This window comes from Paraburkholderia phymatum STM815 (genome assembly GCF_000020045.1).
Classification (GTDB): domain Bacteria; phylum Pseudomonadota; class Gammaproteobacteria; order Burkholderiales; family Burkholderiaceae; genus Paraburkholderia; species Paraburkholderia phymatum.
This window is the reverse complement of sequence record NC_010623.1, coordinates 900,406-923,427: the sequence shown is the minus strand read 5'-3', so window position 1 is coordinate 923,427 and position 23,022 is coordinate 900,406. Positions and strand designations below refer to the sequence as shown.

The 23,022-nt window shown below is 62.5% G+C and carries 19 protein-coding genes, 1 tRNA gene and 1 pseudogene; 19 read left to right on the top strand and 2 right to left on the bottom strand.

Features of this window, described 5'->3' with window-relative positions; all coding sequences use genetic code 11:
* Positions 1–65: 65 nt before the first annotated feature.
* The 4 genes from BPHY_RS19910 (at position 66) to folE2 (ending at position 4,222) form a co-directional block, all read left to right on the top strand.
* Complete coding sequence (locus tag BPHY_RS19910; protein WP_012403246.1) at positions 66–383, top strand: exodeoxyribonuclease VII small subunit; 318 nt, start codon at positions 66–68, stop codon at positions 381–383.
* Positions 380–1,273 (top strand): polyprenyl synthetase family protein, encoded by an 894-nt coding sequence (locus tag BPHY_RS19905; RefSeq protein ID WP_041764424.1) that lies wholly within the window; start codon positions 380–382, stop codon positions 1,271–1,273. The genes BPHY_RS19910 and BPHY_RS19905 overlap by 4 nt, the downstream gene beginning before the upstream one ends.
* 96 nt (positions 1,274–1,369) lie before the next feature.
* Positions 1,370–3,268, top strand: coding sequence for a 1-deoxy-D-xylulose-5-phosphate synthase (gene dxs, locus BPHY_RS19900; protein ID WP_012403244.1), 1,899 nt, complete (start codon positions 1,370–1,372; stop codon positions 3,266–3,268).
* Between the two features lie 147 nt (positions 3,269–3,415).
* Positions 3,416–4,222 carry a GTP cyclohydrolase FolE2 gene (gene folE2, locus BPHY_RS19895; protein ID WP_012403243.1) on the top strand — a complete coding sequence of 269 codons (807 nt, stop codon included), beginning with the start codon at positions 3,416–3,418 and terminating at the stop codon, positions 4,220–4,222.
* 79 nt (positions 4,223–4,301) lie between these two features.
* On the opposite strand, the gene tsaD is transcribed toward folE2, so the two are convergent.
* Entirely contained in the window at positions 4,302–5,327 is a 1,026-nt protein-coding gene (gene tsaD, locus BPHY_RS19890; protein ID WP_012403242.1) for a tRNA (adenosine(37)-N6)-threonylcarbamoyltransferase complex transferase subunit TsaD, read from the bottom strand.
* Positions 5,328–5,441: 114 nt separating this feature from the next.
* On the opposite strand from tsaD, the gene BPHY_RS19885 reads away from it, so the two are divergent.
* From BPHY_RS19885 to BPHY_RS19830, 12 genes and pseudogenes are all read left to right on the top strand, one after another.
* The gene (locus BPHY_RS19885; protein ID WP_012403241.1) at positions 5,442–6,659 is read left to right on the top strand and encodes a BaiN/RdsA family NAD(P)/FAD-dependent oxidoreductase; all 1,218 of its coding nucleotides are present in this window, start codon (positions 5,442–5,444) and stop codon (positions 6,657–6,659) included.
* Between the two features lie 109 nt (positions 6,660–6,768).
* Positions 6,769–6,981, top strand: coding sequence for a 30S ribosomal protein S21 (rpsU, locus tag BPHY_RS19880; protein WP_012403240.1), 213 nt, complete (start codon positions 6,769–6,771; stop codon positions 6,979–6,981).
* A 295-nt stretch (positions 6,982–7,276) separates the two neighbouring features.
* A complete protein-coding gene (locus tag BPHY_RS19875; RefSeq protein WP_012403239.1) occupies positions 7,277–7,723 on the top strand; it encodes a GatB/YqeY domain-containing protein in 447 nt (148 codons plus the stop codon).
* Positions 7,724–7,825: 102 nt separating this feature from the next.
* On the top strand, positions 7,826–9,718 hold the full coding sequence (gene dnaG, locus BPHY_RS19870) for a DNA primase (RefSeq protein WP_012403238.1): 1,893 nt from the start codon (positions 7,826–7,828) through the stop codon (positions 9,716–9,718).
* An 89-nt stretch (positions 9,719–9,807) separates the two neighbouring features.
* Positions 9,808–12,201, top strand: coding sequence for an RNA polymerase sigma factor RpoD (rpoD, locus tag BPHY_RS19865; RefSeq protein ID WP_083775880.1), 2,394 nt, complete (start codon positions 9,808–9,810; stop codon positions 12,199–12,201).
* 190 nt (positions 12,202–12,391) lie between these two features.
* Positions 12,392–12,479 (top strand) — tRNA-Ile (locus BPHY_RS19860).
* A 1,059-nt stretch (positions 12,480–13,538) separates the two neighbouring features.
* A complete protein-coding gene (locus BPHY_RS41820) occupies positions 13,539–13,685 on the top strand; it encodes a hypothetical protein (RefSeq protein ID WP_157686651.1) in 147 nt (48 codons plus the stop codon).
* A 255-nt stretch (positions 13,686–13,940) separates the two neighbouring features.
* Positions 13,941–15,743 carry an acyl-CoA dehydrogenase gene (locus tag BPHY_RS19850; protein ID WP_012403236.1) on the top strand — a complete coding sequence of 601 codons (1,803 nt, stop codon included), beginning with the start codon at positions 13,941–13,943 and terminating at the stop codon, positions 15,741–15,743.
* Between the two features lie 26 nt (positions 15,744–15,769).
* Positions 15,770–15,997: pseudogene (locus BPHY_RS43230) on the top strand (hypothetical protein); the annotation flags it as partial.
* Positions 15,998–16,026: 29 nt separating this feature from the next.
* A complete protein-coding gene (locus BPHY_RS19840; protein ID WP_012403235.1) occupies positions 16,027–17,832 on the top strand; it encodes an SWIM zinc finger family protein in 1,806 nt (601 codons plus the stop codon).
* 36 nt (positions 17,833–17,868) lie between these two features.
* Complete coding sequence (locus BPHY_RS19835; protein WP_012403234.1) at positions 17,869–18,882, top strand: AraC family transcriptional regulator; 1,014 nt, start codon at positions 17,869–17,871, stop codon at positions 18,880–18,882.
* Between the two features lie 183 nt (positions 18,883–19,065).
* Complete coding sequence (locus BPHY_RS19830) at positions 19,066–20,856, top strand: acyl-CoA dehydrogenase (protein WP_012403233.1); 1,791 nt, start codon at positions 19,066–19,068, stop codon at positions 20,854–20,856.
* 108 nt (positions 20,857–20,964) lie between these two features.
* Here the strand turns inward: BPHY_RS19830 and BPHY_RS19825 are convergent, their stop codons facing one another.
* Positions 20,965–21,300, bottom strand: coding sequence for a helix-turn-helix domain-containing protein (locus BPHY_RS19825; protein WP_041764419.1), 336 nt, complete (start codon positions 21,298–21,300; stop codon positions 20,965–20,967).
* 99 nt (positions 21,301–21,399) lie between these two features.
* Here BPHY_RS19825 and BPHY_RS19820 point away from each other — a divergent pair, with 99 nt between their 5' ends.
* The 3 genes from BPHY_RS19820 to BPHY_RS19810 all read left to right on the top strand — a co-directional run bounded on the left by BPHY_RS19820 (position 21,400) and on the right by BPHY_RS19810 (position 22,994).
* Entirely contained in the window at positions 21,400–22,221 is an 822-nt protein-coding gene (locus tag BPHY_RS19820) for a hypothetical protein (protein WP_012403231.1), read from the top strand.
* A gap of 215 nt (positions 22,222–22,436) precedes the next feature.
* Complete coding sequence (locus tag BPHY_RS19815; RefSeq protein ID WP_012403230.1) at positions 22,437–22,667, top strand: hypothetical protein; 231 nt, start codon at positions 22,437–22,439, stop codon at positions 22,665–22,667.
* A 69-nt stretch (positions 22,668–22,736) separates the two neighbouring features.
* The gene (locus BPHY_RS19810; protein ID WP_012403229.1) at positions 22,737–22,994 is read left to right on the top strand and encodes an H-NS family nucleoid-associated regulatory protein; all 258 of its coding nucleotides are present in this window, start codon (positions 22,737–22,739) and stop codon (positions 22,992–22,994) included.
* Positions 22,995–23,022: the final 28 nt, after the last annotated feature.

Here is a 23,022-nt window from a genome sequence, read left to right as displayed (position 1 = left end):
CTTACAGGTCGGAAATGTTGCTTTTGCCGTAGAATGTCCGACTTGTTTTAATTTTGCGACGATTCATGGCGAAGACGGCTTCGACCGATACGGCTGGTTTGTCCCCCACCAGCGCGGAAGGTTCCGACAACTCACCGCTGCCCGAGAGCTACGAGGCGGCGCTGGCGGAACTGGAAGGGCTCGTCGGGCGCATGGAGGGCGGCAGCCTCAACCTGGAAGAGTCGCTGTCGGCTTACCGGCGCGGCGCCGTCCTCGTGGCGTTCTGCCAGCAACAGCTCGAGAAAGTGGAGCAGCAAGTGCGCGTCCTCGACGGCGAGACGCTCAAGCCGCTTCCCGTGAACACAGCAGGTACAACCGCTGGCGACAGCGCAGACGATCTATGACCTTCGAACAATGGATGCGCTCGGTGCTGGACCGGGTAGAGCGCGCACTTGAACAATACCTGCCGGCCGAATCGATCGAGCCTGCCAGGCTGCATGAAGCGATGCGTTACGCCGTGCTGGGCGGCGGCAAGCGGGTCCGCCCGTTGCTCTGTCATGCAGCAGGGGAACTGGCGGGCGCGAAAGCCGAATGCCTCGACGCGGCATCGGCGGCACTGGAGATGATCCACGTCTACTCGCTCGTGCACGACGACATGCCCTGCATGGACGACGACGATCTGCGCCGCGGCAAGCCCACGGTACACGTCAAATATGACGAGGCGACGGCGCTGCTGGTCGGTGACGCGCTGCAGTCGCAGGCTTTCGTTGCGCTGACATCGGACGTGTTCTCGCCCGCGCAGCAGGCCGCGCTGGTGCGCGAACTGGCGCTCGCGAGCGGTTCGATCGGTATGGCGGGTGGGCAGGCGATCGATCTGGCGAGTGTCGGCCATACGCTGACGCGTCCGCAGCTCGAAACGATGCACCGCCTGAAGACGGGCGCACTGCTGCGCGCGGCCGTACGCATGGGCGCGCTGACGGGCCAAGTGGACAACGGCGGGCCGGATGCGAAGGCGCTGCAGGCGCTGGACGCCTATTCTGCTGCCGTGGGCCTCGCATTTCAGGTGGTCGACGATATTCTCGATGTCACGACCGATTCCGCGACGCTCGGCAAAACGGCAGGAAAGGACGCGAAGGACGGCAAGCCGACCTATGTGTCGATCATCGGTCTGGACGCCTCGCGCACCCTTGCCGCGCAACTGCGCAGCGACGCGCACGACGCTCTCGCACCATTTGGCGCCCGCGCGCAGCGGCTCGCCGAACTGGCTGACCTCGTGGTGAACCGGGTCAGTTGATGTAGCTGTAACGCGAAAGCCCGCCGCCCGCACAAAACTTTTCGGGTGTGCGCGAATGAAGTGCGGGCGCGTAAGTTTTCCTACAATGGAACGACGATGTACGACTTGCTGAAAACCATTGACGACCCCGCGGACCTGCGCCGCCTCGATCGCCGCCAGTTGCAACCGCTTGCGGACGAGTTGCGTGCCTTCGTGCTCGACAGCGTCTCGCAGACGGGCGGCCACCTGTCGTCCAACCTCGGCACGGTCGAACTGACGATCGCGCTGCACTATGTGTTTGACACGCCGCGCGACCGCATCGTCTGGGATGTGGGTCATCAGACCTATCCTCACAAGATTCTGACGGGCCGCCGGGACCAGATGTCGACGCTGCGTCAGCTCGGCGGCATCTCGGGCTTTCCGAAACGCGACGAGTCGCCGTACGACACGTTTGGCACCGCCCACTCGAGCACGTCGATTTCGGCGGCGCTCGGCATGGCGATCGGCAGCAAGCTGCGCGGCGACGACCGCTTCGCGATCGCCGTGATCGGCGACGGCGCGATGACGGCGGGCATGGCCTTCGAGGCGATGAACAACGCCGGCGTCGAAGACGACGTGCCGCTGCTGGTCATCCTGAACGACAACGACATGTCGATTTCGCCGCCTGTGGGCGCGCTGAATCGCCATCTCGCGCGTCTGATGTCGGGCCGCTTCTATGCCGCCGCGCGCGCCGGCGTCGAACGCGTGCTGCGCCACGCGCCGCCCGTGCTCGACCTCGCCCGCAAGCTCGAAGAGCACGCGAAGGGCATGATCGTGCCGGCCACGCTGTTCGAAGAGTTCGGCTTCAACTACATCGGGCCGATCGACGGTCACGATCTCGATTCGCTGATCCCCACGCTGCAGAACATCAAGGAACTGCGCGGTCCGCAGTTCCTGCACGTCGTGACGAAGAAGGGCCAGGGGTACAAGCTGGCCGAGGCCGACCCGGTGCTGTACCACGGCCCGGGCAAGTTCAACCCGGCCGAAGGCATCAAGCCGTCGACGACGCCCGCCAAGAAGACCTACACGCAGGTGTTCGGCGAATGGCTGTGCGACGCGGCCGAGCTCGACTCGCGCGTGGTCGGCATCACGCCGGCGATGCGCGAAGGCTCGGGCATGGTTGAGTTCGAAAAGCGCTTCCCGGATCGCTACTACGACGTCGGCATCGCGGAGCAGCACGCTGTGACGTTCGCGGGCGGGCTTGCGACGGAAGGCATGAAGCCTGTCGTCGCGATCTATTCGACGTTCCTGCAACGCGGGTATGACCAGCTGATTCACGACGTCGCGCTGCAGAACCTGCCCGTTGTGTTCGCAATCGATCGTGCCGGCCTTGTCGGCGCGGACGGTGCGACGCATGCAGGCGCATACGATCTCGCGTTCATGCGCTGCATTCCGAACATGACAATCATGGCCGCGTCGGACGAAAACGAATGCCGCCAGATGCTGTACACCGCGCTGCAGCAGCCGAATCCGACGGCAGTGCGCTATCCGCGCGGCGCGGGCACGGGCGTGGCGACCGTCAAGCAGATGGCCGCACTTCCGCTCGGCAAGGGCGAAGTTCGCCGCCAGTCGACGCAGCCGGCGGGCAAGCGCATCGCGATTCTCGCGTTCGGCACGATGGTCGCGCCGTCGCTCGCCGCGGCGGAGCAACTGGATGCAACCGTCGCGAACATGCGCTTCGTGAAGCCGATCGATGCCGCTCTGGTACGCGAACTGGCCGAAACACACGACGCGGTCGTCACCGTCGAGGAGGGCTGCGTGATGGGCGGCGCCGGTTCGGCGTGCGTGGAAGCCATGATGGAGAGTGGGGTTATCCGACCCGTACTACAATTGGGCCTTCCCGATCGCTTCATCGATCACGGAGATCCTGCAAAGCTGCTGGCGTCATGCGGTCTCGACGCCGCGGGCATCGCGAAGTCAATTCGTGAGCGATTTGTAGAGCACGCAAGCGGCAAGTCGGTGAAACGCGTCGCTTAACATAACGAGCCACCCGGAACGGAACAGCGGCTCGTTGCATCTACTCCGATATGAATCGGCGGGTCGCGTACCCGCCGGGCTCCGCCGGCGCAAGCCGGCGGTTGTCATTTTGCGCGTCGATTCGCGCTGCAAGTTGAGGACAAGAACATGAACCAGATGAACCCCGCCTTCGTGATGCCCGACGTGCAAAGCACGGTCGACACTCGCCAGATTCCGATTCAGCGGGTCGGCGTGAAGGCGGTGCGTCATCCGTTGACTGTTCGCACGCCGGACGGCAGCGCGCAGCCGACGGTCGGCACATGGAATCTCGACGTCCATCTGCCCGCCGAAGTGAAAGGCACGCATATGTCGCGTTTCGTCGCGCTGCTCGAAGAGAACAAGGCGCCGCTCGATTCCTCAGCGTTCCGCGCGCTGCTCACGTCGATGCTGGAGAAGCTCGAAGCGCCGGCTGGCCGTATCGAAGTGTCCTTCCCGTATTTCGTCAACAAGACGGCACCTGTGTCGGGTGTGCAAAGCCTGCTGGACTACGAAGTGAGCTTGATGGGCGATTCGCGCGACGGCGCGACGCGGTTGTTCCTGAAAGTGCTCGTGCCTGTCACGAGCCTGTGCCCGTGCTCGAAGAAGATCTCGCAGTATGGCGCGCATAACCAGCGCTCGCATGTGACGATCAATGCAGAGTTGATCGACGACGTGCCGGTTGAAGATTTGATCCGCATCGCGGAGGAAGAGGCTTCGTGCGAGTTGTGGGGACTGCTCAAGCGCCCCGATGAGAAGTTCGTGACCGAGCGCGCGTACGAGAATCCGAAGTTCGTCGAGGATTTGGTGCGCGACGTCGCGCAACGGTTGAATGACGATCACCGGATCGTCGCGTATGTGCTCGAAGCTGAGAACTTCGAGTCGATTCATAATCACAGTGCTTATGCCGTGATTGAAAGCGACAAGCGCTTGCGGTGAGATTTCGTTGCGCTGGCATCGGCGTCTTGTCTCGCGTTTGCCGGCGCAAAAAAACCGGCTACCAGCCAAAGCCAAACCCTCAAGCGCCCAGCGACCCCAAATCCCACCGCGGCTTTACGGTAAAAGCATAATCATCGGTAGCCTGCGCGGGCCACCGCTGCATTCGCAACGCACCCGCGAGCGCAATCATCGCCCCATTGTCCGTGCACAGTGACAGATCCGGATAGTGCACAGCGAACCCGCGCTTCTGCGCGGCCGAAGACAACGCCTCCCGCAACTGCCGGTTAGCGCCGACGCCGCCCGCCACCACGAGCCGCTTGAGCTTCGTCTTCTTGAGCGCAGCCAAAGACTTGACGGCCAACACCTCGACGGCTGCATCGACGAAGCCCCGCGCGAGATCCGCCTTGGCCTGCTCGCACACATTGCCGCCGAGCTTTTTCACGTGCGTCAGCACAGCCGTCTTGAGCCCGCTGAAACTGAAATCAAGGTCGCCGGAATGCAGCATCGGACGCGGCAGCACGACCGCGCCCGGCGTGCCGAATTCCGCCAGGCGCGAGACTTCCGGACCGCCCGGATAACCCAGCCCGAGCAGCTTGGCTGTCTTGTCGAACGCTTCGCCGGCTGCATCGTCGAGTGTTTCGCCGAGCGTCTCGTAGACGCCGACATCCGTGACGCGCATCAGCTGCGTATGACCGCCCGACACCAGCAGCGCGACGAACGGAAATGGCGGCGGCTCATCGACGAGCAAAGGCGACAGCAAATGCCCTTCCAGATGATGAATGCCGATGGTCGGCTTGTTCCACGCCATCGCCAGCGAATTGGCAATGCTCGCGCCCACCAGCAGCGCGCCCGCGAGCCCCGGACCCTGCGTGTACGCGATTGCGTCGATGTCGCCGCGCGCCGCGCCCGATCGCTCCAGCACTTCTTCGAGTAACGGCAGCGCGCGCCGGATATGGTCGCGCGACGCCAGCTCCGGCACCACACCGCCGTACTCGCGATGCATCGCGATCTGCGAATGCAGCGCGTGAGCAAGCAGACCGCGCTCCGTGTCGTAGAGCGCAAGGCCGGTTTCGTCGCAGGAGCTTTCTATGCCGAGAACGAGCATGATTTCGACCGCCGATCGGGCGTCAGGAACGCCGCCCGAAACATCAAAAAGGAACCTGAAAGTATAGCAGCGCGGGACAGGCGGCGCCGGACGCGCCGGTTACAATGCTGCCCCATGGAATCCTTCGATATCGCCGTAATCGGCGCAGGCGCGGCGGGCATGATGTGCGCATCGGTGGCGGGGCAACTCGGCCGGCGCGTCGTGCTGATCGACCACGCGGCACGGCTCGCCGAGAAAATCCGCATCTCAGGCGGCGGCCGCTGCAACTTCACGAATCTGTACGCGGGGCCCGCCAATTATCTTTCGGCGAATCCGCATTTTTGCCGCTCCGCGCTGGCTCGCTACACGCCGCGCGATTTCATGGCGCTGCTCAAGCAGTATCGCGTGACGTGGCACGAGAAGCACAAGGGCCAGCTGTTTTGCGACCAGTCGAGCGACGCCGTCATCGACGTGCTCAAGAGCGAGTGCGACGCGGGCAACATCGCGTGGCGCCGGCCGCTCGCCGTCGAGCAGGTGCGTCGCAGCGAATCCGACGGCTTCGTGCTCGATACCCAGGCCGGTCCGATCCGCGCCCACGCGCTCGTGATCGCGACGGGCGGCCTGTCGATTCCGAAAATCGGCGCGACCGATTTCGCGTACCGCGTCGCCAAACAGTTCGGACACAAGCTGATCGACACGCGCCCGGCGCTCGTGCCGCTCACGTTCGCGTCCGCCGACTGGCAGCCGTTTTCGGAGCTGTCGGGCGTGTCGCTGGAAGTCCATCTGGCGACGGGGGCAAAGAAGACGGGCGGCGAGTTCGTCGAGGACCTGCTGCTGACCCATCGCGGACTATCGGGCCCTGGCGTGCTGCAGATCTCGAGCTACTGGCAACCGGGCGAGCCCGTGCACATCAATCTGCTGCCCGAACAGCACGCCGTCGCGGCGCTGCTCGAAGCGAAAAGCGCGACCAAACGGCAGATCGGCAGTCTGCTCGCTGAATGGGTGCCGACGCGCCTCGCGCACGTCTGGCTGCAAACGCATGGCGTGTCCGCCGACGCGCGCCTTGCCGATCTTCCCGACAAGGCGCTGCGCCGCGTCGGCGAGGCGCTGTCGCGCTGGACCCTCACGCCGAACGGCACCGAAGGCTACAGGAAGGCCGAAGTGACGCGCGGCGGCGTGGATACGCGGGAACTCTCGTCGGCCACGATGATGAGTGCGCGCGTGCCGGGCCTGTATTTCATCGGGGAGGCCGTTGATGTGACGGGCTGGCTAGGCGGCTACAACTTCCAGTGGGCGTGGGCGTCGGGCGTGGCAGCGGGGCAGGCGGCAGCGGAATTCGTGGGCCCGGCGTAGCGCTGTGAGCGGGGTCGCATGGCCGGCAAATGGGGGCTTGACAGTGACATATGAATGTGCGAAACAGCTGCTATACTTTCCAATCTTTGCCAAGCTCCGTTATTGAAAGATGACGACGATCCGCGTAAAAGAAAATGAGCCTTTTGAAGTCGCGATGCGCCGCTTCAAGCGCACGATTGAAAAGAACGGTCTGCTGACCGAATTGCGTGCCCGCGAGTTTTACGAGAAGCCGACGTCCGAGCGAAAACGAAAGAAGGCAGCGGCGGTGAAGCGCCATTTCAAGCGCCTGCGCAGTCAGCAACTGCCCAAGAAGTTTTACTGATTCAACGTGAAGTCGTGGCTCTCGCAAGGTGTGTCCAGCGAAAGCGGCGGCTCACACAAGGTGACGGCGCGGGAGCTGGCCGGCGCTTGCGGTAATCGGCCGTGGCGTCGAGAACGCCAGGATGCGTCCGCGGCATGCAACGGGCGCTGCGGTCAAAGCTCCGTAAGGCCGCATCCAGATGCACGGTTCACCGCGTATTTGGCACTAACCCGCTTGAGGAACGATCCCAAGCGGGTTTTTGCGCTCTGCACCGCGTCGTCACCCGTTTTTCAACCCCCACGCATTCAGGTGAACGATGAGTCTCAAGGTCCGAATCAACGACGATATGAAAGCAGCGATGCGCGCGCGCGAAACCGAGCGCCTCGGCACGATCCGGCTGCTGCTCGCTGCCATCAAGCAGCGTGAAGTCGACGATCGCGTGGAACTGGATGACGCCGGCGTCACGGCTGTCGTCGACAAGATGATCAAGCAGCGCAAGGATTCGATCGCCCAGTTCGAAACGGCTGGCCGCACGGATCTCGTCGACAAGGAAAAGGCGGAGCTCGACGTGCTGAGCGCGTACATGCCGGAACAGCTGTCGGACGCGGAAATTGCCGCCGAAGTGCAGGCGGCCGTCGCGCAGGTCGGTGCCGCCGGCCCGCAGGATATGGGCAAGGTGATGGGCGTGCTCAAGCCCAGGCTCGCAGGAAAGGCCGACATGACGGCCGTGTCCGCCCAGGTCAAGGCCGCGCTGTCGAAATAAGGCGGTTATGGTTTTCTCCCCGCGCGTGTCCGGTTCCGGCGTTGCGCGCGGCGGAGTGCGTTCCGCACTCATGCCTCATCCTTTTAAGGCCGCGTCTGCACTGTGATTCCGCATTCCTTCCTGCAAGACCTGCTTAACCGCGTCGATATCGTCGACGTGGTCGGCAAGTACGTGCAGCTGAAAAAGGGCGGCGCGAACTTCATGGGACTCTGCCCGTTTCACAACGAAAAGAGCCCTTCGTTCACCGTTAGTCCGACTAAGCAGTTCTATCATTGTTTCGGCTGTGGCGCGCATGGCACCGCCATTGGCTTTCTGATGGAGCACGCGGGGCTGTCGTTTCCCGAAGCCGTCAACGATCTGGCGCAATCGGTCGGTCTGACCGTGCCGCAGGAGCCTTCGCCGATGCGCGGCGGCGCTTCGGGCGGCGCCGCTTACGGCGCGGGCGGCGAAGCCTATGCGCCTGCCGTGCCGAAGGCCGTCACGACGGCGCTGTCCGACGTCATGCAGACGGCCAGCGAGTTCTACAAGGCGCAGTTGCGCGGCGCGCCGAACGCGATCCAGTACCTGAAAAAGCGCGGCCTCACTGGTGAAATCGCGAAACGCTTCGGCCTCGGCTACGCGCCCGACGGCTGGCAGAACCTCGAAGCCGCATTCCCCAACTATCGGGACGATGCGCTCGTCGAGTCGGGCCTCGTGATTGTCAGCGAGAAGTCGGACGCGCAGGGTCAGAACCGCCGCTATGACCGTTTCCGCGAGCGCGTGATGTTCCCGATCCGCAACGTGAAAGGCCAGGTCATCGGCTTCGGCGGACGCGTGCTCGACGGCGGCGAGCCGAAGTATTTGAATTCTCCCGAAACGCCTTTATTTAACAAAGGCAGCGAACTGTACGGTCTGTTCGAGGCGCGGCTCGCGATCCGCGAGCAGAAGTACGTGCTGGTCGTCGAAGGGTATATGGACGTGGTCGCGCTGGCGCAGTTGGGCTTCGAGAACGCGGTTGCGACGCTCGGCACCGCCTGTACGCCGATTCATGTGCAGAAACTGATGCGGCAGACGGACACGGTAGTGTTCAGCTTCGACGGCGACTCGGCGGGCCGGCGCGCGGCGCGGCGCGCGCTCGACGCGTGCCTGCCGCATGCCGCCGACAATCGGACCATCCGTTTCCTGTTCCTGCCGGCCGAGCATGATCCCGACAGCTATGTGCGCGAGTTCGGCACGCAAGCGTTTGCGGAACAGGTGCGCCGCGCGATGCCGCTGTCACAGTTCCTGCTGAACGAAGTGCTGGCGGGCAAGGAACTCGACCAGCCCGAAGGCCGCGCACGAGCGCTGTTCGACGCGAAGCCGCTGCTGCAGATGCTTCCGGCCAATGCGCTGCGCGCACAGATCATGCACATGTTCGCGGACCGGCTCGACGTGCCGTTCGAGGAAGTCGCAGCGTTATGCGAAGTCGATGCGCGGATCGCCGCTGTAGCACGCAGCGCGCCTGCTCGAAAAGACCGGCGCAGCGTGACGGGTCTGGAGCAGCGGGCGCTGCGCAATCTCGTCATGCACCCGCGCATCGTCGCCGTGCTCGACGAAGAGGAAGAGCGGGCGCTGCTGACTGTCACACGGCACGGCGAACTGTTCGAGGAAGTCACGACGCATGCCCGCGGGCTGGGCGACTCGGCTGAATTCCAGTTGCTGTCCGACCTGTTGCGAAACGGGGCTAATGCCCCCACGTTCGAGGAAATCTTCCGGGAAATTCTGGACTATGATGAAAACGTCCGGGATCTGCTACTGAAGAATCCCGAAGACGCGACGGTTGCCGAAGAGCGACGTGAGCACGAGCGCCTTGCCGGGGAAGAATTGAAAGCGGCCATTCTGAAAATGCGCTATGACGCATACAGCGAACGGCTGACCCAACTGTCGCGCCAGTCGAGCCTCACACCGGAGGAACTGAAGGAGTATCAGGAACTTGACAGGACGCGTGCCGACATGAAGCGTCAGCGAGGGCAGTGAGCGGGAAGGGCTGGGACCCCGAATGCTATAATTAAAGGATTTCAGCGGTTTTGTTTTTCTCCAGGCAAAGGCGATAAAAGGCGATTGCAATGGTAAAGACTACAGGCGGAAAAATGGCGACAGGCAAGGGCTCCGGGGAGCCGAACAAGACCTCCGGGGTCAGTGAAGCCAGATCCCGTTCTTCCGCCCGTAAAGCGTCAGCTGAAACCGCCGCGCCAGTTGTCCGGAAAAGAGCTTCGACCGCTTCGGCTGCGAAAGCGGCATCGGTGACCTCGAAATCGTTGACATCGGTCTCGAAGCGGCAGGGAGTCAGTAGCGAAAGGGAAGCGGATGTCGCGCAGGACGATGCGGCTACCCGCGAGTCTTTGGTATCCACGGTTCAACCGGCTGTTGTCCAGCAGCCGGCAGTCGAGACTACAGCCGGTATGGCGAACTCCATGACGAAAAAGCTGAACGAAGTATCCGTCGATGACGACGCATCCCAGAGCGAAGAAACTGCAGCGACCCCCGCTCCGGGCAAAGGCGAGAAGGCCAAGGCACGCGACCGCCGCGCTAAAGAAAAGGCGCTGCTGAAGGACGCGTTCGCGTCTTCGCAGCCTGGCACCGTCGAGGAGCTTGAAGAGCGCCGCTCGAAGCTGCGGGCGCTGATCAAGCTCGGCAAGGAGCGCGGCTTCCTGACCTACGGCGAGATCAACGACCACCTCCCGGACAACTTCACGGAAACCGAGGCGATCGAAGGGATCATCAGCACGTTCAACGACATGGGTGTTGCCGTCTACGAGCAGGCGCCCGATGCCGAAACGCTGCTGTTGAACGACAACGCGCCGAACGCCTCGTCGGACGACGAAGTGGAAGAGGAAGCCGAAGTCGCGCTGTCCACTGTCGATTCCGAATTTGGTCGCACGACCGACCCGGTGCGTATGTACATGCGCGAAATGGGCACGGTCGAACTGCTCACGCGTGAAGGCGAAATCGAAATCGCGAAGCGTATCGAAGACGGGCTGAAGCACATGGTGATGGCCATCTCCGCGTGCCCGACGACGATCGCCGACATCCTCGCGATGGCGGAGCGCGTTGCGAACGAAGAGATTCGCATCGACGAACTCGTCGACGGCCTGATCGACGTGAACGCAGAAGATACCGATGGCTTCTCCGAACAGGAAGCCGAAGCGATCGAAAGCGAAGACGAAGAAGAGGAAGAGGCTGACGAGGAAGAAGAGGAAGACGACGACGGCGCCGCGCAAGCGACGGCCAACGCCGCTCAGCTCGAAGAACTCAAACGCCTGTCGCTCGAAAAATTCGCGCTGATCAGCGAATGGTTCGACAAGATGCGCCGCGCGTTCGAAAAGGAAGGCTACAAGTCGAAGTCCTACCTGAAGGCGCAGGAAACCATCCAGGAAGAGTTGATGATGATCCGCTTCACCGCGCGTACGGTGGAGCGTCTGTGCGACACGCTGCGCGCGCAGGTGGACGAAGTGCGTCAGGTCGAGCGTCAGATCCTGCATACGGTCGTCGACAAGTGCGGCATGCCGCGTGCCGAGTTCATCGCGCGTTTTCCGGGTAACGAGACGGACCTCGAGTGGGCCGACAAGATCGTCAGCGAGAACCATGCGTACAGCGCGATCCTGTCGCGTAACGTGCCCGCCATCCGCGAACAGCAGCAGCGTCTGCTGGATTTGCAAGCGCGCGTCGTGCTGCCGCTGAAGGATCTGAAGGAAACCAACCGTCAGATGGCGGCGGGCGAACTGAAAGCGCGTCAGGCTAAGCGCGAAATGACGGAGGCGAACCTGCGTCTCGTGATCTCGATCGCGAAGAAGTACACGAACCGTGGCCTGCAGTTCCTCGATCTGATTCAGGAAGGCAACATCGGCCTGATGAAGGCCGTGGACAAGTTCGAATATCGCCGTGGCTACAAGTTCTCGACGTACGCGACGTGGTGGATCCGCCAGGCCATCACGCGCTCGATCGCCGATCAGGCGCGCACCATTCGCATCCCGGTTCACATGATCGAAACGATCAACAAAATGAACCGCATCTCGCGTCAGATTCTGCAGGAAACCGGCCTGGAGCCGGATCCGGCAACGCTGGCCGAGAAGATGGAAATGCCGGAAGACAAGATCCGCAAGATCATGAAGATCGCAAAGGAGCCGATTTCGATGGAAACGCCCATCGGTGACGACGACGATTCGCATCTCGGCGACTTCATCGAGGACACGAATACGGTCGCGCCGTCGGACGCCGCGCTGCATGCGAGCATGCGCGATGTCGTGAAGGACGTGCTCGATTCGCTGACGCCACGCGAAGCGAAGGTGCTGCGCATGCGTTTTGGTATCGAAATGAGCACGGATCACACGCTGGAAGAAGTCGGCAAGCAGTTCGACGTGACGCGTGAGCGTATCCGTCAGATCGAGGCGAAGGCGCTGCGCAAGCTGCGTCACCCGAGCCGTTCGGACAAGCTGAAGTCGTTCCTCGAAGGGAACTAGGCGAGCTTGCATACCGGCTGATAGCGCTACATCGAGGCTTCGGATCGTTTTGCTCAGCGAAGCGATCCCAGAAGCCTCTTTTTTCGTGTAGTATGTCGGCCAATCGACTAATTAGGCCCGGCCTTCAGACCGGGTCTTTTTGTTGGCCTTTCTTGTTGTTGCCCTGGCGCTTCCGTCGCGAAGCATCGTTGGGCCGGACGCCGTGCTGGTTGCAGGCAGCGGACTCATAATCCGCCTCCGAAAGGACACCGTGGGTTCGAATCCCACCCGGCCCACCAATCCCCGTAAGGCTTCTCCGATTTCGCACCATCGGCCGCGCAACCGGGGCGTGGGTTTTTCTGCCCGAAACCGGATTCTGCCCTCATCGCTTCTGCCCGATCCGGGCGACAGCGTCAGCCAGGCGATTGGCGACCAGGTGCGAATAGCGCTTCGTCGATGCCGTCGATTTGTGGCCGAGCACCCCGCCGACCGAAAACAGTCGATGCCCGCGTTAATCATTTCTGACGCAGCGCCGTGGCGCAGGTCGTGGAACTTCGTCCCCGAGTGCCGTGCGGCCTCTCGGGCCGTGATCCACTCGGTTTCAAACTTCTTCACCCCGATCGTAAAGTGCGCACCCGGCGCGATCGCACCGCCACGCGCGAGTGGATAGTCGAGTCGTCGAGCGAATATCCGTTTCGCGGCATCTTCGCGCGCGGGATCTCGCCGCGGCGCGTGCCCGAATAGAACGCGATGCGATAGCAGATCGCACTTCGCGGCCGCCGCAGGCGCGCGCGATCTCCAGCATCTCGCGTCGCTGCGGGTAATGGTAGCGCTCGTTGTTGACGCCCGGAATCATCACCCGGGCCGTCGGGTCCGTCTCCAGCCTGCCGACCTTATGCGCATACTTAATTGCCGCGCGGATATACGTGAGCACGTTCCGGATCGCGCCATCGGTGAGCGGTTTCTTCGGTCGTCCGTTATGGTCCGTGCTCGCGCATGCAGCCGACGAGCGACTTCGACCACTCAAGCAGGTCAAGCGCGTCCCGGCCTACGTATTCGGGTGCCCATTTCTCCAGAATCCGGATGCGCTTGCGCGCGTCCTTCCACCCCGGGCTCTTGTCAGCGACGTGAGCCAAGACGCAGTCGCCGCTCGTAGACCGTTGTGGAGCCCTGATCATTTTGCGGGATTCGCGTCCGCTGACGAACCGGTGTGAAGCAGCATCGAATCAAGTGGTAGGCAAAACACCATCGTTGTTAAAAGACAAGAAAGGCGACTTTCGGTTTCCGTGTTCGAAGGGAAAGGCCGAATGAATCGCAGACATCTCGTGCAGACAGGAGATGTGCCCGGAGGAGTTGGCATGTCTGTCATCAAGGCAGAGCATCGGTGGTGTCGCCTTGTTGCTGGCGGTGCAGGGCGCGTGGGCGCAGTCGGCGATGATGAGTTGGTGAAGGAAGCGGGAAGCTCGCAACGACTCGCGGCTTTCGTCATGACGCATCGCTTCTGACGCGAGAAGACGCGAGGTCGGCCTCCATTCATTGTGCTGTGAATAGAACATTCCAAGACGTCACTCACAAGAGAAGGCGCCTCCCTATCTTCAGGATAGGGGTCGCGAATCGCGGTAGCTGATTTAATCGGCAACGGCTTGTTTGGGGCATGCATGCACATGACGAGGCCCCGTTTGCCAGATCGAACGGGTGGCGCAAAGCTTGCCAACCATCCATGACCGCCCCTAATGTGAGCATTACTGGAGAAGAACAGGATGAGCTATCGCGCGCCCATCAAGGACATGTTGTTTGTGATGCAGCAACTGGCGGGTCTCGACAACGTGATCCGCTTGCCGGGCTACGCGGACGCCACGGCCGCGACTGTGCAATCGGTGCTCGAAGAAGCCGGCAAGCTGTGCGGCGAAATCTGGGCGCCCCTGAACGCGGTGGGCGACCGTCAGCCGGCGCAATGGCGCGATGGTCGGGTGAGTGCTTCGCCGGGATTCGAGCAGGCCTTCCGGCACTTCGTCGACGGCGGCTGGCAGGGTGTCGCGCATCCTTCCGAATACGGCGGACAGGGTCTTCCCAAACTCGTCGGAGCCGCATGCATCGAAATGCAGTGTGCGGCGAACCTGTCGCTCGCGACGTGCCCTTCGTTGACCGATGGCGCAATTGAAGCGCTGCTGATGGCGGGCAGCGACGCACAGAAGCGGCGTTATCTGCCGCGCCTGGTGTCCGGCGAATGGTCCGGCACGATGAATCTCACAGAGCCGCAGGCCGGCTCCGATCTCGGACTGCTGCGTACGCGCGCCGAACGCCAACACGACGGCTCTTATCGGGTCTTCGGCACCAAGATCTTCATTTCGTGGGGCGAACACGAAATGAGCCGCAACATCGTGCATCTCGTGCTTGCGCGCACGCCGGATGCGCCCGCTGGCGTCAAGGGCATTTCACTCTTTCTGGTGCCGAAGTATCTAGTCGATGAAGACGGCCACGCGGGCGAGCGTAACGACGTCAATTGCGTATCGATCGAACACAAGATGGGGCTCACGGGTAGCCCGACAGCCGTATTGCAATACGGAGACCGCGGCGGCGCGATCGGCGAGCTGATCGGCGAGGAAAATCGCGGCCTCGAGTACATGTTCGTGATGATGGTCGCGGCGCGCTTTGCCGTGGGCACGCAGGGAATCGCTATCGCCGAGCGCGCCTATCAGAAGGCGCGCAGCTACGCGAAGGAGCGCGTACAGAGCCGTCCCGTCGATGGCTCCGCGCAGCAATCCGTGACGATCATCAACCACCCGGACGTACGTAGAATGCTCGGCACCATGCGTGCGCTCACAGAGGCGTCGCGAGCGTTGGCGTACGTAGCGGCCGCGCATTCCGACCATGCGCAACGCCATCCCGATGCGCAGGCGCGCGCCATGCATCACGGGTTGTACGAATTCATGGTGCCGATTGTGAAGGGGTGGAGTACGGAGATGTCGGTGGACGTCGCAAGCCTCGGTGTGCAGATTCACGGTGGCATGGGCTTTATCGAGGAAACAGGCGCCGCGCAGTTCTATCGCGACGCGCGCATCCTGCCGATTTACGAGGGCACCACGGCAATACAGAGCAACGATCTCATCGGCCGCAAGACCGTGCGTGACGGCGGTGCAGTCGCAAAGTCGCTCATCGGCGAAATTGGCGAGGTCGTGCAGGCGTTGGAGGCAAGCCCGGCATTCGCGGACAACGCAGCTTTCAAAGCGATGCACCGGCATCTCGCGGCGGGCAATCAGTCGTTTGCGAATGCCGTCGCGTTCATGCTGGAGCACGCCGGAAAAGACCCGAATGCGGCGTATGCCGGGGGGGTCGCATATCTGAAGCTCGCCGGCATTGTGCTCGGTGGCTGGCAGATGGCGCGGGCGCTGCTCGCTTCGCAGCGGCTCATGCGCGAAGATCCGCTATTTCACGGCGCCAAGATTGCCACCGCGCATTGCTATGCCAATTACGTGCTGCCGCAGGCAGCGGCATTCGAGGCAGCGATCGTCGGCGCGCAAGGCGGCGAAGGCGTGCTCGGGCTCCATGAGGATGCGTTCTGATCGAATGTGCCCGGGCCTTGCCCGCCTGGTCTCCCATCAAATTCCAGGCCGACATAAGCGTTCTGCTGACATTCGCGTTCATCTGGAACATGGCCGGCGCGCTCGTGCTGGGTCCCGCCTTGTTTCACTTCCTGCCCCAGAGCAGACGGAAGAAGGCGACGGGCGACGCCGAACGGATGGCGAAATCGTCAATGGTCCCGCGTCGCATAGGCGGGCGACGGTCGGACGGCGATCATCGAGTTCGGGTACATTAGCTGGCACCACGATCCGATGAAACCATGCGATGCCGCGTTTCACGTGCGGCAACGTTGCCAGCGTCCTCATGTCCGAATACGTCAGTCTCGCCAGATCATTGACTCTTGCCGCTGTGCTATCGCTCACCAGAACGTTTTCGCGCGGCAAAGTCTATTTCCACGACGGTGCGGTATCCCGTCTGCAAGCCGATGAATACGGCGTTCGCGCGATCGTGCGCGGCACGCAGCCGTACTCGGTCGAACTGCGGTCGGACCACGGTGGCCTCGTGTACTACTGCAATTGCCCCGTCGGCCAGACTTCCGCCTTTTGCAAGCATGCGGTCGCAGTCGCGCTTTCGTGGCTCGAGAACTCGGGTGCGGAGGTGTTCCAACCCGACGAGACGAAGCCCAAAAAGCCGCGCAAGAAGCGCAAGACTTACGGCGAGATCATTGGCGAGTATGTGGAGACGCTGGACGAACGCGAGCTTCGCCGCTGGTTGCTGGAAGCCGTCGATCGGGATGTGACGCTGCGCGACAAGCTGCTGTTCGCAGCACGTTCGGCAACCGCCGACGATCTGCCCGCGTTGAAGTCCACCGTCCGGCAGACCACGCGCGTTACTCGCGTGCTCGTCCGGCAAGAGGCACGAGAATATGCCGATGGCCTGTTGTCGCTGGCTGAGATGCTGCGAGTCCAGCTCGATGGCCCTTTTGCCGCGCACGTGATCGAACTCTCGGAACTGGCAATCGGGGGCGCCGAAAAAAGCCTCCAACGAATTGACGATTCCGGCGGCTACGTGCTGCCCGCCATCCATGAGCTGGCTGCCGTCCATCTCGAAGCCTGCGAGCGGATGCGGCCAGATCCCGTCGCGCTTGCGGAACGGCTCTATCGCTTGCAGACCGAGAGTGAGTGGGGATTGTTTTCAGACGCTTTGCAGTTCTACAAAGATTTATTCGGCGACGCCGGCTTGCGCCGGTATCGCGAACTGGTCGGCAATGACTGGGATGCCCTCGCGGTGCTTGCGCCGGGAGAGCGTTCATTCGACTTGCGGCGCAGGCGCATTTCGAGCGCGATGACGGCACTCGCCGAACAGGACGGGGACTTCGACGCGCTTATTCGCATCGAGGCCAAAGATTTGTCGAGCGGATATCGGTTCGAGCAAGTGGCTCAGCTGTGCAGGCAGCACGGTCGCGAGGAGGAGGCCCTTGCATGGGCGGAGCGGGGCCTCAGGGAATCGCCGGCAAAAACCCACGACGATTCGCTGCTCGTTTTGTGCGTCGACGTATGTTTGAAGCTCGGAAAGCTCGACAAAGCCGATGTCTACGCATGGCGCCGTTTCGAGCAGCGCCCGACGGCCAATGTTCTGCGGGCACTGCTGAAGGTCGCCACGGCAACCAACCGGCACGACGAAACGCGGGAAAAAGCGCTCGCGCATATGTGGGCCATCGTCGAGCGCGAGGAGTCGAAGCTGGATCGAAAAAGCGCCTCCGCGTGGCATGTGCCGATGCGTACGGAAATCGTCAGAGTCCACCTCGACGAACATGAAAACGAGGCAGCCTGGCGGGTGTTCACCGGCGGCCCCATCGCGACGGCATTGTGTGCCGAAATGGCCGCCGTTCGTGGCCGCACACATCCGCGCGATGCGCTCATGGTGTACGGAAAACTGTTGCCCGTCGCGGTGACGCTGGGTTCGGCCGACGCGAAGTATGAAGATGCCGTCAACATCGTGCGGGCCATCGGCGAGCTGCGGATCCGACTCGGCGAACGCGAGCAGTTTGCCGTTGAACTCGATAAAATTCGCGTGGAATATCGAGCGAAGCGTAATTTCATCAAGCTGCTCGCCGACTACTTGCCCTGAGATAACAAGCATTCACCGCCTCAATCGACCATCGCCATGCAAGCGCCCAGCGCAACCGTCCCGATCTCGCTCGTCAACGGCTTCCTTGCCGCCGCCGGTGCGCAGCCCGACGTTACGCAGCGCTATCTGGAGCGGGCGGGGATAACGCCTCAACTGCTTCGTGCATCGGGCGCGCGCGTGACGGAGGAGCAGTTCTCCACGCTCTATCGCACGCTGGCCATCGAACTCGACGACGAAATGCCGGGCATTTTCAGCCGGCCGCTTCGCAGCGGCACGCTGAAATTCCTCTCTCTCAGCTTGCTGGACGCACGCAATCTGGAGACGGCGCTGCATCGCTTCGGTCAGTTTATTCACCTCGTGCTCGACGATTTTCGTTTCGAGTCGCGTCGGGACGAATTGATGGCGCAGGTCGAGTTGCTTCCGAATCCCGCATTTGGAAGCATCAGGCCGCTCGGCCAGGAGTTAATGCTCAAGCTCGCGCATGGCGTCTCTTCCTGGCTGATCGGCCAGAGGATCCCGCTGTTGCAGGTCGATTTCGCGTTCCCGCAACCGCCGCACGCATTCGACCACCGCTATTTCTTCTCCGGGCCGGTGCGTTTCGGCTGCGACGCCACGCTGATGCGGTTCAGCGCCGCGTTTCTGGACATGCCGATCCGCCAGAGCAAGCGCAACCTGCACAAGTTTCTCGCCCGTTCGCCGGGCGAGTGGATCTTCGAGTCGTTCAGCGAACAGCGTGTCAGCCATCGTGTCCGGCAATACCTCGCTAGCGAGTTGCCCGATCTGCCGACCATCGACGAAGCCGCAAAGAGCCTGCACTGCTCGGTGCGTACGCTGTGCAGGCGACTGTCGTCGGAAGAAACAACATTTCAGCTGCTCAAGGACGAATTGCGACGCGACGTCGCGATCCAGCGTCTGACGGACACGCAGGACGCGATCGCCATCATCGCCGGCGACATCGGATTCGACGATCCGAGCGCGTTCCATCGGGCGTTCCGCCACTGGACGGGCAGCACGCCGGGAACCTATCGGCGGCCCGTTCAGGCGGGGTAAACCCCGGGGTGGGGTAGGCTGTCCCCCCGTCGAAGTGGCCAGATTTGTCAGTACGTGGGCAGGTTTGGACAGTCCAATAAAGGGATAAGCCGGTACGATCGTCAGGCAGGTCACCGCTCGGTCTCGCTTCTTTTTCGGGCGTCGTGGCATTGATCCATTGAACGCCTGATTGGAAGAATCACCATGAGTTACATCGCCCCCGTCAAAGACATGCTGTTCGTGCTCGAGGAATTGAGCGGTATCGACGAGATTGCGCAGTTGCCCGGCTTCGAAGAAGCGGGTCTGGAAACGGCGCAGGCCGTGCTGGAAGAATCGTCGAAGCTGTGCGGCGAAGTGCTGGCGCCGCTGAACGTCGAAGGCGACCGGAATCCGAGCACGTGGAAAGACGGCAAGGTGACGGCGAGCCCCGGTTTCGCCGACGCGTTTCGCCAGTTCGCCGCGGGCGGCTGGCAGGGCGTGCAGCATCCCGCCGAATACGAAGGCCAGGGCCTGCCGAAGCTGATCGGGACGGCTTGCATCGAGATGCTGAATGCGTCGAACCTCGCATTCGCGCTGTGTCCGCTGCTGACCGACGGCGCCATCGAGGCGCTGCTCACCGCCGGCAGCGAAGAACAGAAACAGACCTACGTGCCGCGCCTGATCTCGGGCGACTGGACGGGCACGATGAACCTCACCGAGCCGCAGGCCGGCTCGGATCTCGCGCTGGTGCGCACACGCGCCGAGCCGCAGGGCGACGGTTCGTACCGGATCTTCGGCACGAAGATCTTCATCACGTGGGGCGAGCACGACATGGCGGACAACATCGTCCACCTGGTGCTCGCGCGTACGCCGGATGCGCCCGAAGGCGTGAAGGGCATTTCGCTGTTCGTGGTGCCCAAGTTCCTCGTCCATGCTGATGGCTCGCTCGGTGAGCGCAACGACGTGCACTGCGTGTCGATCGAACACAAGCTCGGCATCAAGGCGAGCCCGACGGCCGTGCTGCAGTTCGGCGACCACGGTGGCGCAACCGGTCACCTGATCGGCGAGGAAAATCGCGGCCTCGAATATATGTTCATCATGATGAACGCGGCGCGTTTCGCGGTCGGCATGCAGGGCGTGGCCATTTCGGATCGCGCATACCAGAAGGCGGCCGCGTACGCGAAGGAGCGCGTGCAGAGCCGGCCCGTCGATGGTTCGTCGAAACAGGCGGTATCGATCATTCATCATCCGGACGTGCGTCGCATGCTGTCGACGATGCGTGCGCTCACGGAAGGTTCGCGCGCGCTGGCGTATGTGGCCGCGGCGCACAGCGACATCGCGCACCATCACGCGGATCAGGCGAAGCGTGCGGAGCATCTCGCGATCTACGAATACCTGGTGCCGATCGTAAAGGGCTGGAGCACGGAGCTGTCGGTCGACGTGACGAGCCTGGGCGTGCAGGTGCATGGCGGCATGGGCTTCATCGAGGAAACGGGTGCCGCGCAGTACTACCGCGACGCCCGTATCCTGCCGATCTACGAAGGCACGACGGCGATCCAGGCAAACGATCTGGTCGGCCGCAAGACGCTGCGCGACGGCGGCGCGGTGGCGAAGGCGCTGCTGGCGGACATCGCACAGACGGTCGAAGCACTCAAGCAGCACAAGGGCGCAGCCTTCGCGTCAATGCAGAAGCATCTGTCGCGTGGGCATGACGCGTTGCAAACGACGGTGGCGTTCGTCGTCGCGAATGCGAAGAGCGATCCGAACGCGGTGTTTGCGGGCAGCGTCGCATATCTGAAGCTCGCGGGAATCGTGCTGGGCGGCTGGCAGATGGCGCGCGCGATGCTCGCCGCGCAGGCGAAGCTCGATAACGATCCGTCGTTCTATGGCGCGAAGATCGCGACGGCCCAGTTCTTCGCGGAGCACGTGCTGCCGCAGGCCGTGGCGCTGGAGGCGTCGATTGTCAGCACGAAGGACGGCGAAGGCATGCTGGCCTTGCACGAAGACCAGTTCTAAAAGCGGTTTCCCTTCCTTTCAGCAGCGGGCTTCGACTGAATACGAAGCCCGCACGCTTCAAATCTTCCCGTATGGAGACGGCCACGCCGTCGAACCAAAAGAGCGCGCTCACTCCACCTTCGCGCTCAATCCCTTCAAGCCCTTGATCACGACGAGCAACGCCCGGCCGTGCTCTTCCGAGCCGTCCCACGCGTCGACGATCGCGTTGCGCAGCAGTTCGTTATAACCCGCTCGTCCGACATGGCGCGCTTCCATTCCGTAGAAACTGCATAGCTTATTGAATGACGCGCTGCGGCGTACGCGGCGCCCTTTCGACAGCCGCAGTCTGGATACCGTAGGCTGGCTCACGCCCGAAAGCCTTGCTATTTCGCTGGACGAGCGCGTGTCTGCCATTAACCGGCGTAACAGGTCCTGCACGGGAAATTCGCTCGTCGGGGCTTCCATTCCATGCATTATATCTATACATTAACGCTTGTTGAATGGCTGTGACCTGTTGCCGACGGCTCGCCAGCTGCGAGTCGAAAGGCCGTCCCGAGGAAGTTGATGACACTGAAGCACCTACCGCCCACGTTCTGCTGGATCAAGACAGGCACCGAGTCCGGCGAGGAACTCCCCACCATCGTTCTCCAGAAAGAATGGGAGCGGCGTCTGGGCGGCGGTCGCTTTTTATGGGGCGTCGGTCAGTCGCTCGGCAACAGCGCCCAAGTCGCAGCGCACCGCACCGGTTCGCTGCTCGCGCTGTTTTCGCCGGCGGCGAGCAAGCCGCGGCCGGGCGGACGCAAGCGCGAAGACATGCTGTTGTGGAACGCGTGGATCGACAGCGCAGGCCAGGTGCGGCAGCTTCCGCCGCACGCGTTCATCGTCAGCCGTTCCGTGTTGCCGTCAGGGCGGAAAAAAGAGCAGCACTATGCACTGGTGTGCTCGTCGCCCACTGAATTGAGCATGGGGACCCGGTTGCACGTTCATCCGGAGCATTTGCGCAGCGTCAGCACGGGCAAGCCGCTCGGTGCCGCGCAAGCGGCCGCCGTGGTCGATTGCATCGCACGTGCGGGTGACCTGAGCGGCAAGCGTTATCCCGTTGCGCTATCGGTCGAACTGGAAGCGCCGTATCAGGTGCGCCTCGCACAACCATGCGTGCTCAAGGCGCGTGACTTCGCGGAGGTCAACAAGGCCACGCGCGACGGCGACTTTGCCGCTTTCATCGAACTGGTCGGACGTTTGCGTACGCGCCCGCCGCAAGAGCGTATACGCGGCTTCACGCGCGACCTGTTCGAGATGCCACCCGTCGAAGCAATGGCCGCATTCAACGCGGCGCATGCGCAAGCTGGTTTTCCGGAGAAAACGGCGCGCATTGCGGGTGCATAAACCTGGGAACACTGACTATGCGTCGTTCACGCATAAAAAATGTGCGGGTTTGTTGCAATCCAGACCTGGCGTTCGGCTGCGAGCGGAGAGAAAATCGATAGCGCACGGCAGCGAATCAGTCCGCACGTTTGGCCAGCTCGAAGTCATTGGCGCGCAGAAAGCAGCAGGCGCGCAATCCGCCCCCTCACAACCTGAAACCAGATGGAGGAATGCCTATGTCGGCAGTCATGCACTCGCGGCAGGCGGAGGCCGCGAAGCGTTTTGTCGAAGCGACGCGCAACGTCGATCAGGCGTTTCGTGCAGTGCGCCGCGACCCGGAAGAAGGTTCATCATCGGGCGAACACGCGGCCGCCGTCGCGCAACTGGACCGGGCGCTCGACGAACTCGCGCGTGCCCAGGCGCTGTTCGACTCGGCGGTCAGGATCGACGCACGGCGGCGCAATTGAATCCGTCCGTCATGGCTTCGCCCGTACGAATGGATCGCTGATCGCGTCACTCTTCGAATCGCACCAGCAATGTCTACTTCAATCGCAAAACTCGATGGTCAGGCGCGGGAACGCCTGATTGCATGGATCCAGCACCGGATGGACGAATTCGGCATCACGGTCGACGCGCTCCAGCGCTCGCTCGCTGAAGACGAACAAAGCGCGTGCGCCATCCGCTATCAGGATGCAATGGGCCATGTCTGGGACGGACAGGGCGATCTGCCTGAATGGCTGCGCCGCGCAGTTGCCTCGGGCCAGAGCATCGACTTCTTCCGCTGCGAAGGCTAAAGACTGCCTCGGCCCGCAGCGTGACAGC

Excerpts from the sequence above, each read along its gene's own strand:
- BPHY_RS19910 (WP_012403246.1), top strand. The coding sequence starts at position 66 with ATGGCGAAGACGGCTTCGACCGATACGGCTGGTTTGTCCCCCACCAGC.
- BPHY_RS19905 (WP_041764424.1), top strand. The coding sequence starts at position 380 with ATGACCTTCGAACAATGGATGCGCTCGGTGCTGGACCGGGTAGAGCGC.
- dxs (WP_012403244.1), top strand. The coding sequence starts at position 1,370 with ATGTACGACTTGCTGAAAACCATTGACGACCCCGCGGACCTGCGCCGC.
- folE2 (WP_012403243.1), top strand. The coding sequence starts at position 3,416 with ATGAACCAGATGAACCCCGCCTTCGTGATGCCCGACGTGCAAAGCACG.
- tsaD (WP_012403242.1), bottom strand. The coding sequence starts at position 5,327 with ATGCTCGTTCTCGGCATAGAAAGCTCCTGCGACGAAACCGGCCTTGCG.
- BPHY_RS19885 (WP_012403241.1), top strand. The coding sequence starts at position 5,442 with ATGGAATCCTTCGATATCGCCGTAATCGGCGCAGGCGCGGCGGGCATG.
- rpsU (WP_012403240.1), top strand. The coding sequence starts at position 6,769 with ATGACGACGATCCGCGTAAAAGAAAATGAGCCTTTTGAAGTCGCGATG.
- BPHY_RS19875 (WP_012403239.1), top strand. The coding sequence starts at position 7,277 with ATGAGTCTCAAGGTCCGAATCAACGACGATATGAAAGCAGCGATGCGC.
- rpoD (WP_083775880.1), top strand. The coding sequence starts at position 9,808 with ATGGTAAAGACTACAGGCGGAAAAATGGCGACAGGCAAGGGCTCCGGG.
- BPHY_RS41820 (WP_157686651.1), top strand. The coding sequence starts at position 13,539 with ATGTCTGTCATCAAGGCAGAGCATCGGTGGTGTCGCCTTGTTGCTGGC.
- BPHY_RS19850 (WP_012403236.1), top strand. The coding sequence starts at position 13,941 with ATGAGCTATCGCGCGCCCATCAAGGACATGTTGTTTGTGATGCAGCAA.
- BPHY_RS19840 (WP_012403235.1), top strand. The coding sequence starts at position 16,027 with ATGCCGCGTTTCACGTGCGGCAACGTTGCCAGCGTCCTCATGTCCGAA.
- BPHY_RS19835 (WP_012403234.1), top strand. The coding sequence starts at position 17,869 with ATGCAAGCGCCCAGCGCAACCGTCCCGATCTCGCTCGTCAACGGCTTC.
- BPHY_RS19830 (WP_012403233.1), top strand. The coding sequence starts at position 19,066 with ATGAGTTACATCGCCCCCGTCAAAGACATGCTGTTCGTGCTCGAGGAA.
- BPHY_RS19825 (WP_041764419.1), bottom strand. The coding sequence starts at position 21,300 with ATGGAAGCCCCGACGAGCGAATTTCCCGTGCAGGACCTGTTACGCCGG.
- BPHY_RS19820 (WP_012403231.1), top strand. The coding sequence starts at position 21,400 with ATGACACTGAAGCACCTACCGCCCACGTTCTGCTGGATCAAGACAGGC.
- BPHY_RS19815 (WP_012403230.1), top strand. The coding sequence starts at position 22,437 with ATGTCGGCAGTCATGCACTCGCGGCAGGCGGAGGCCGCGAAGCGTTTT.
- BPHY_RS19810 (WP_012403229.1), top strand. The coding sequence starts at position 22,737 with ATGTCTACTTCAATCGCAAAACTCGATGGTCAGGCGCGGGAACGCCTG.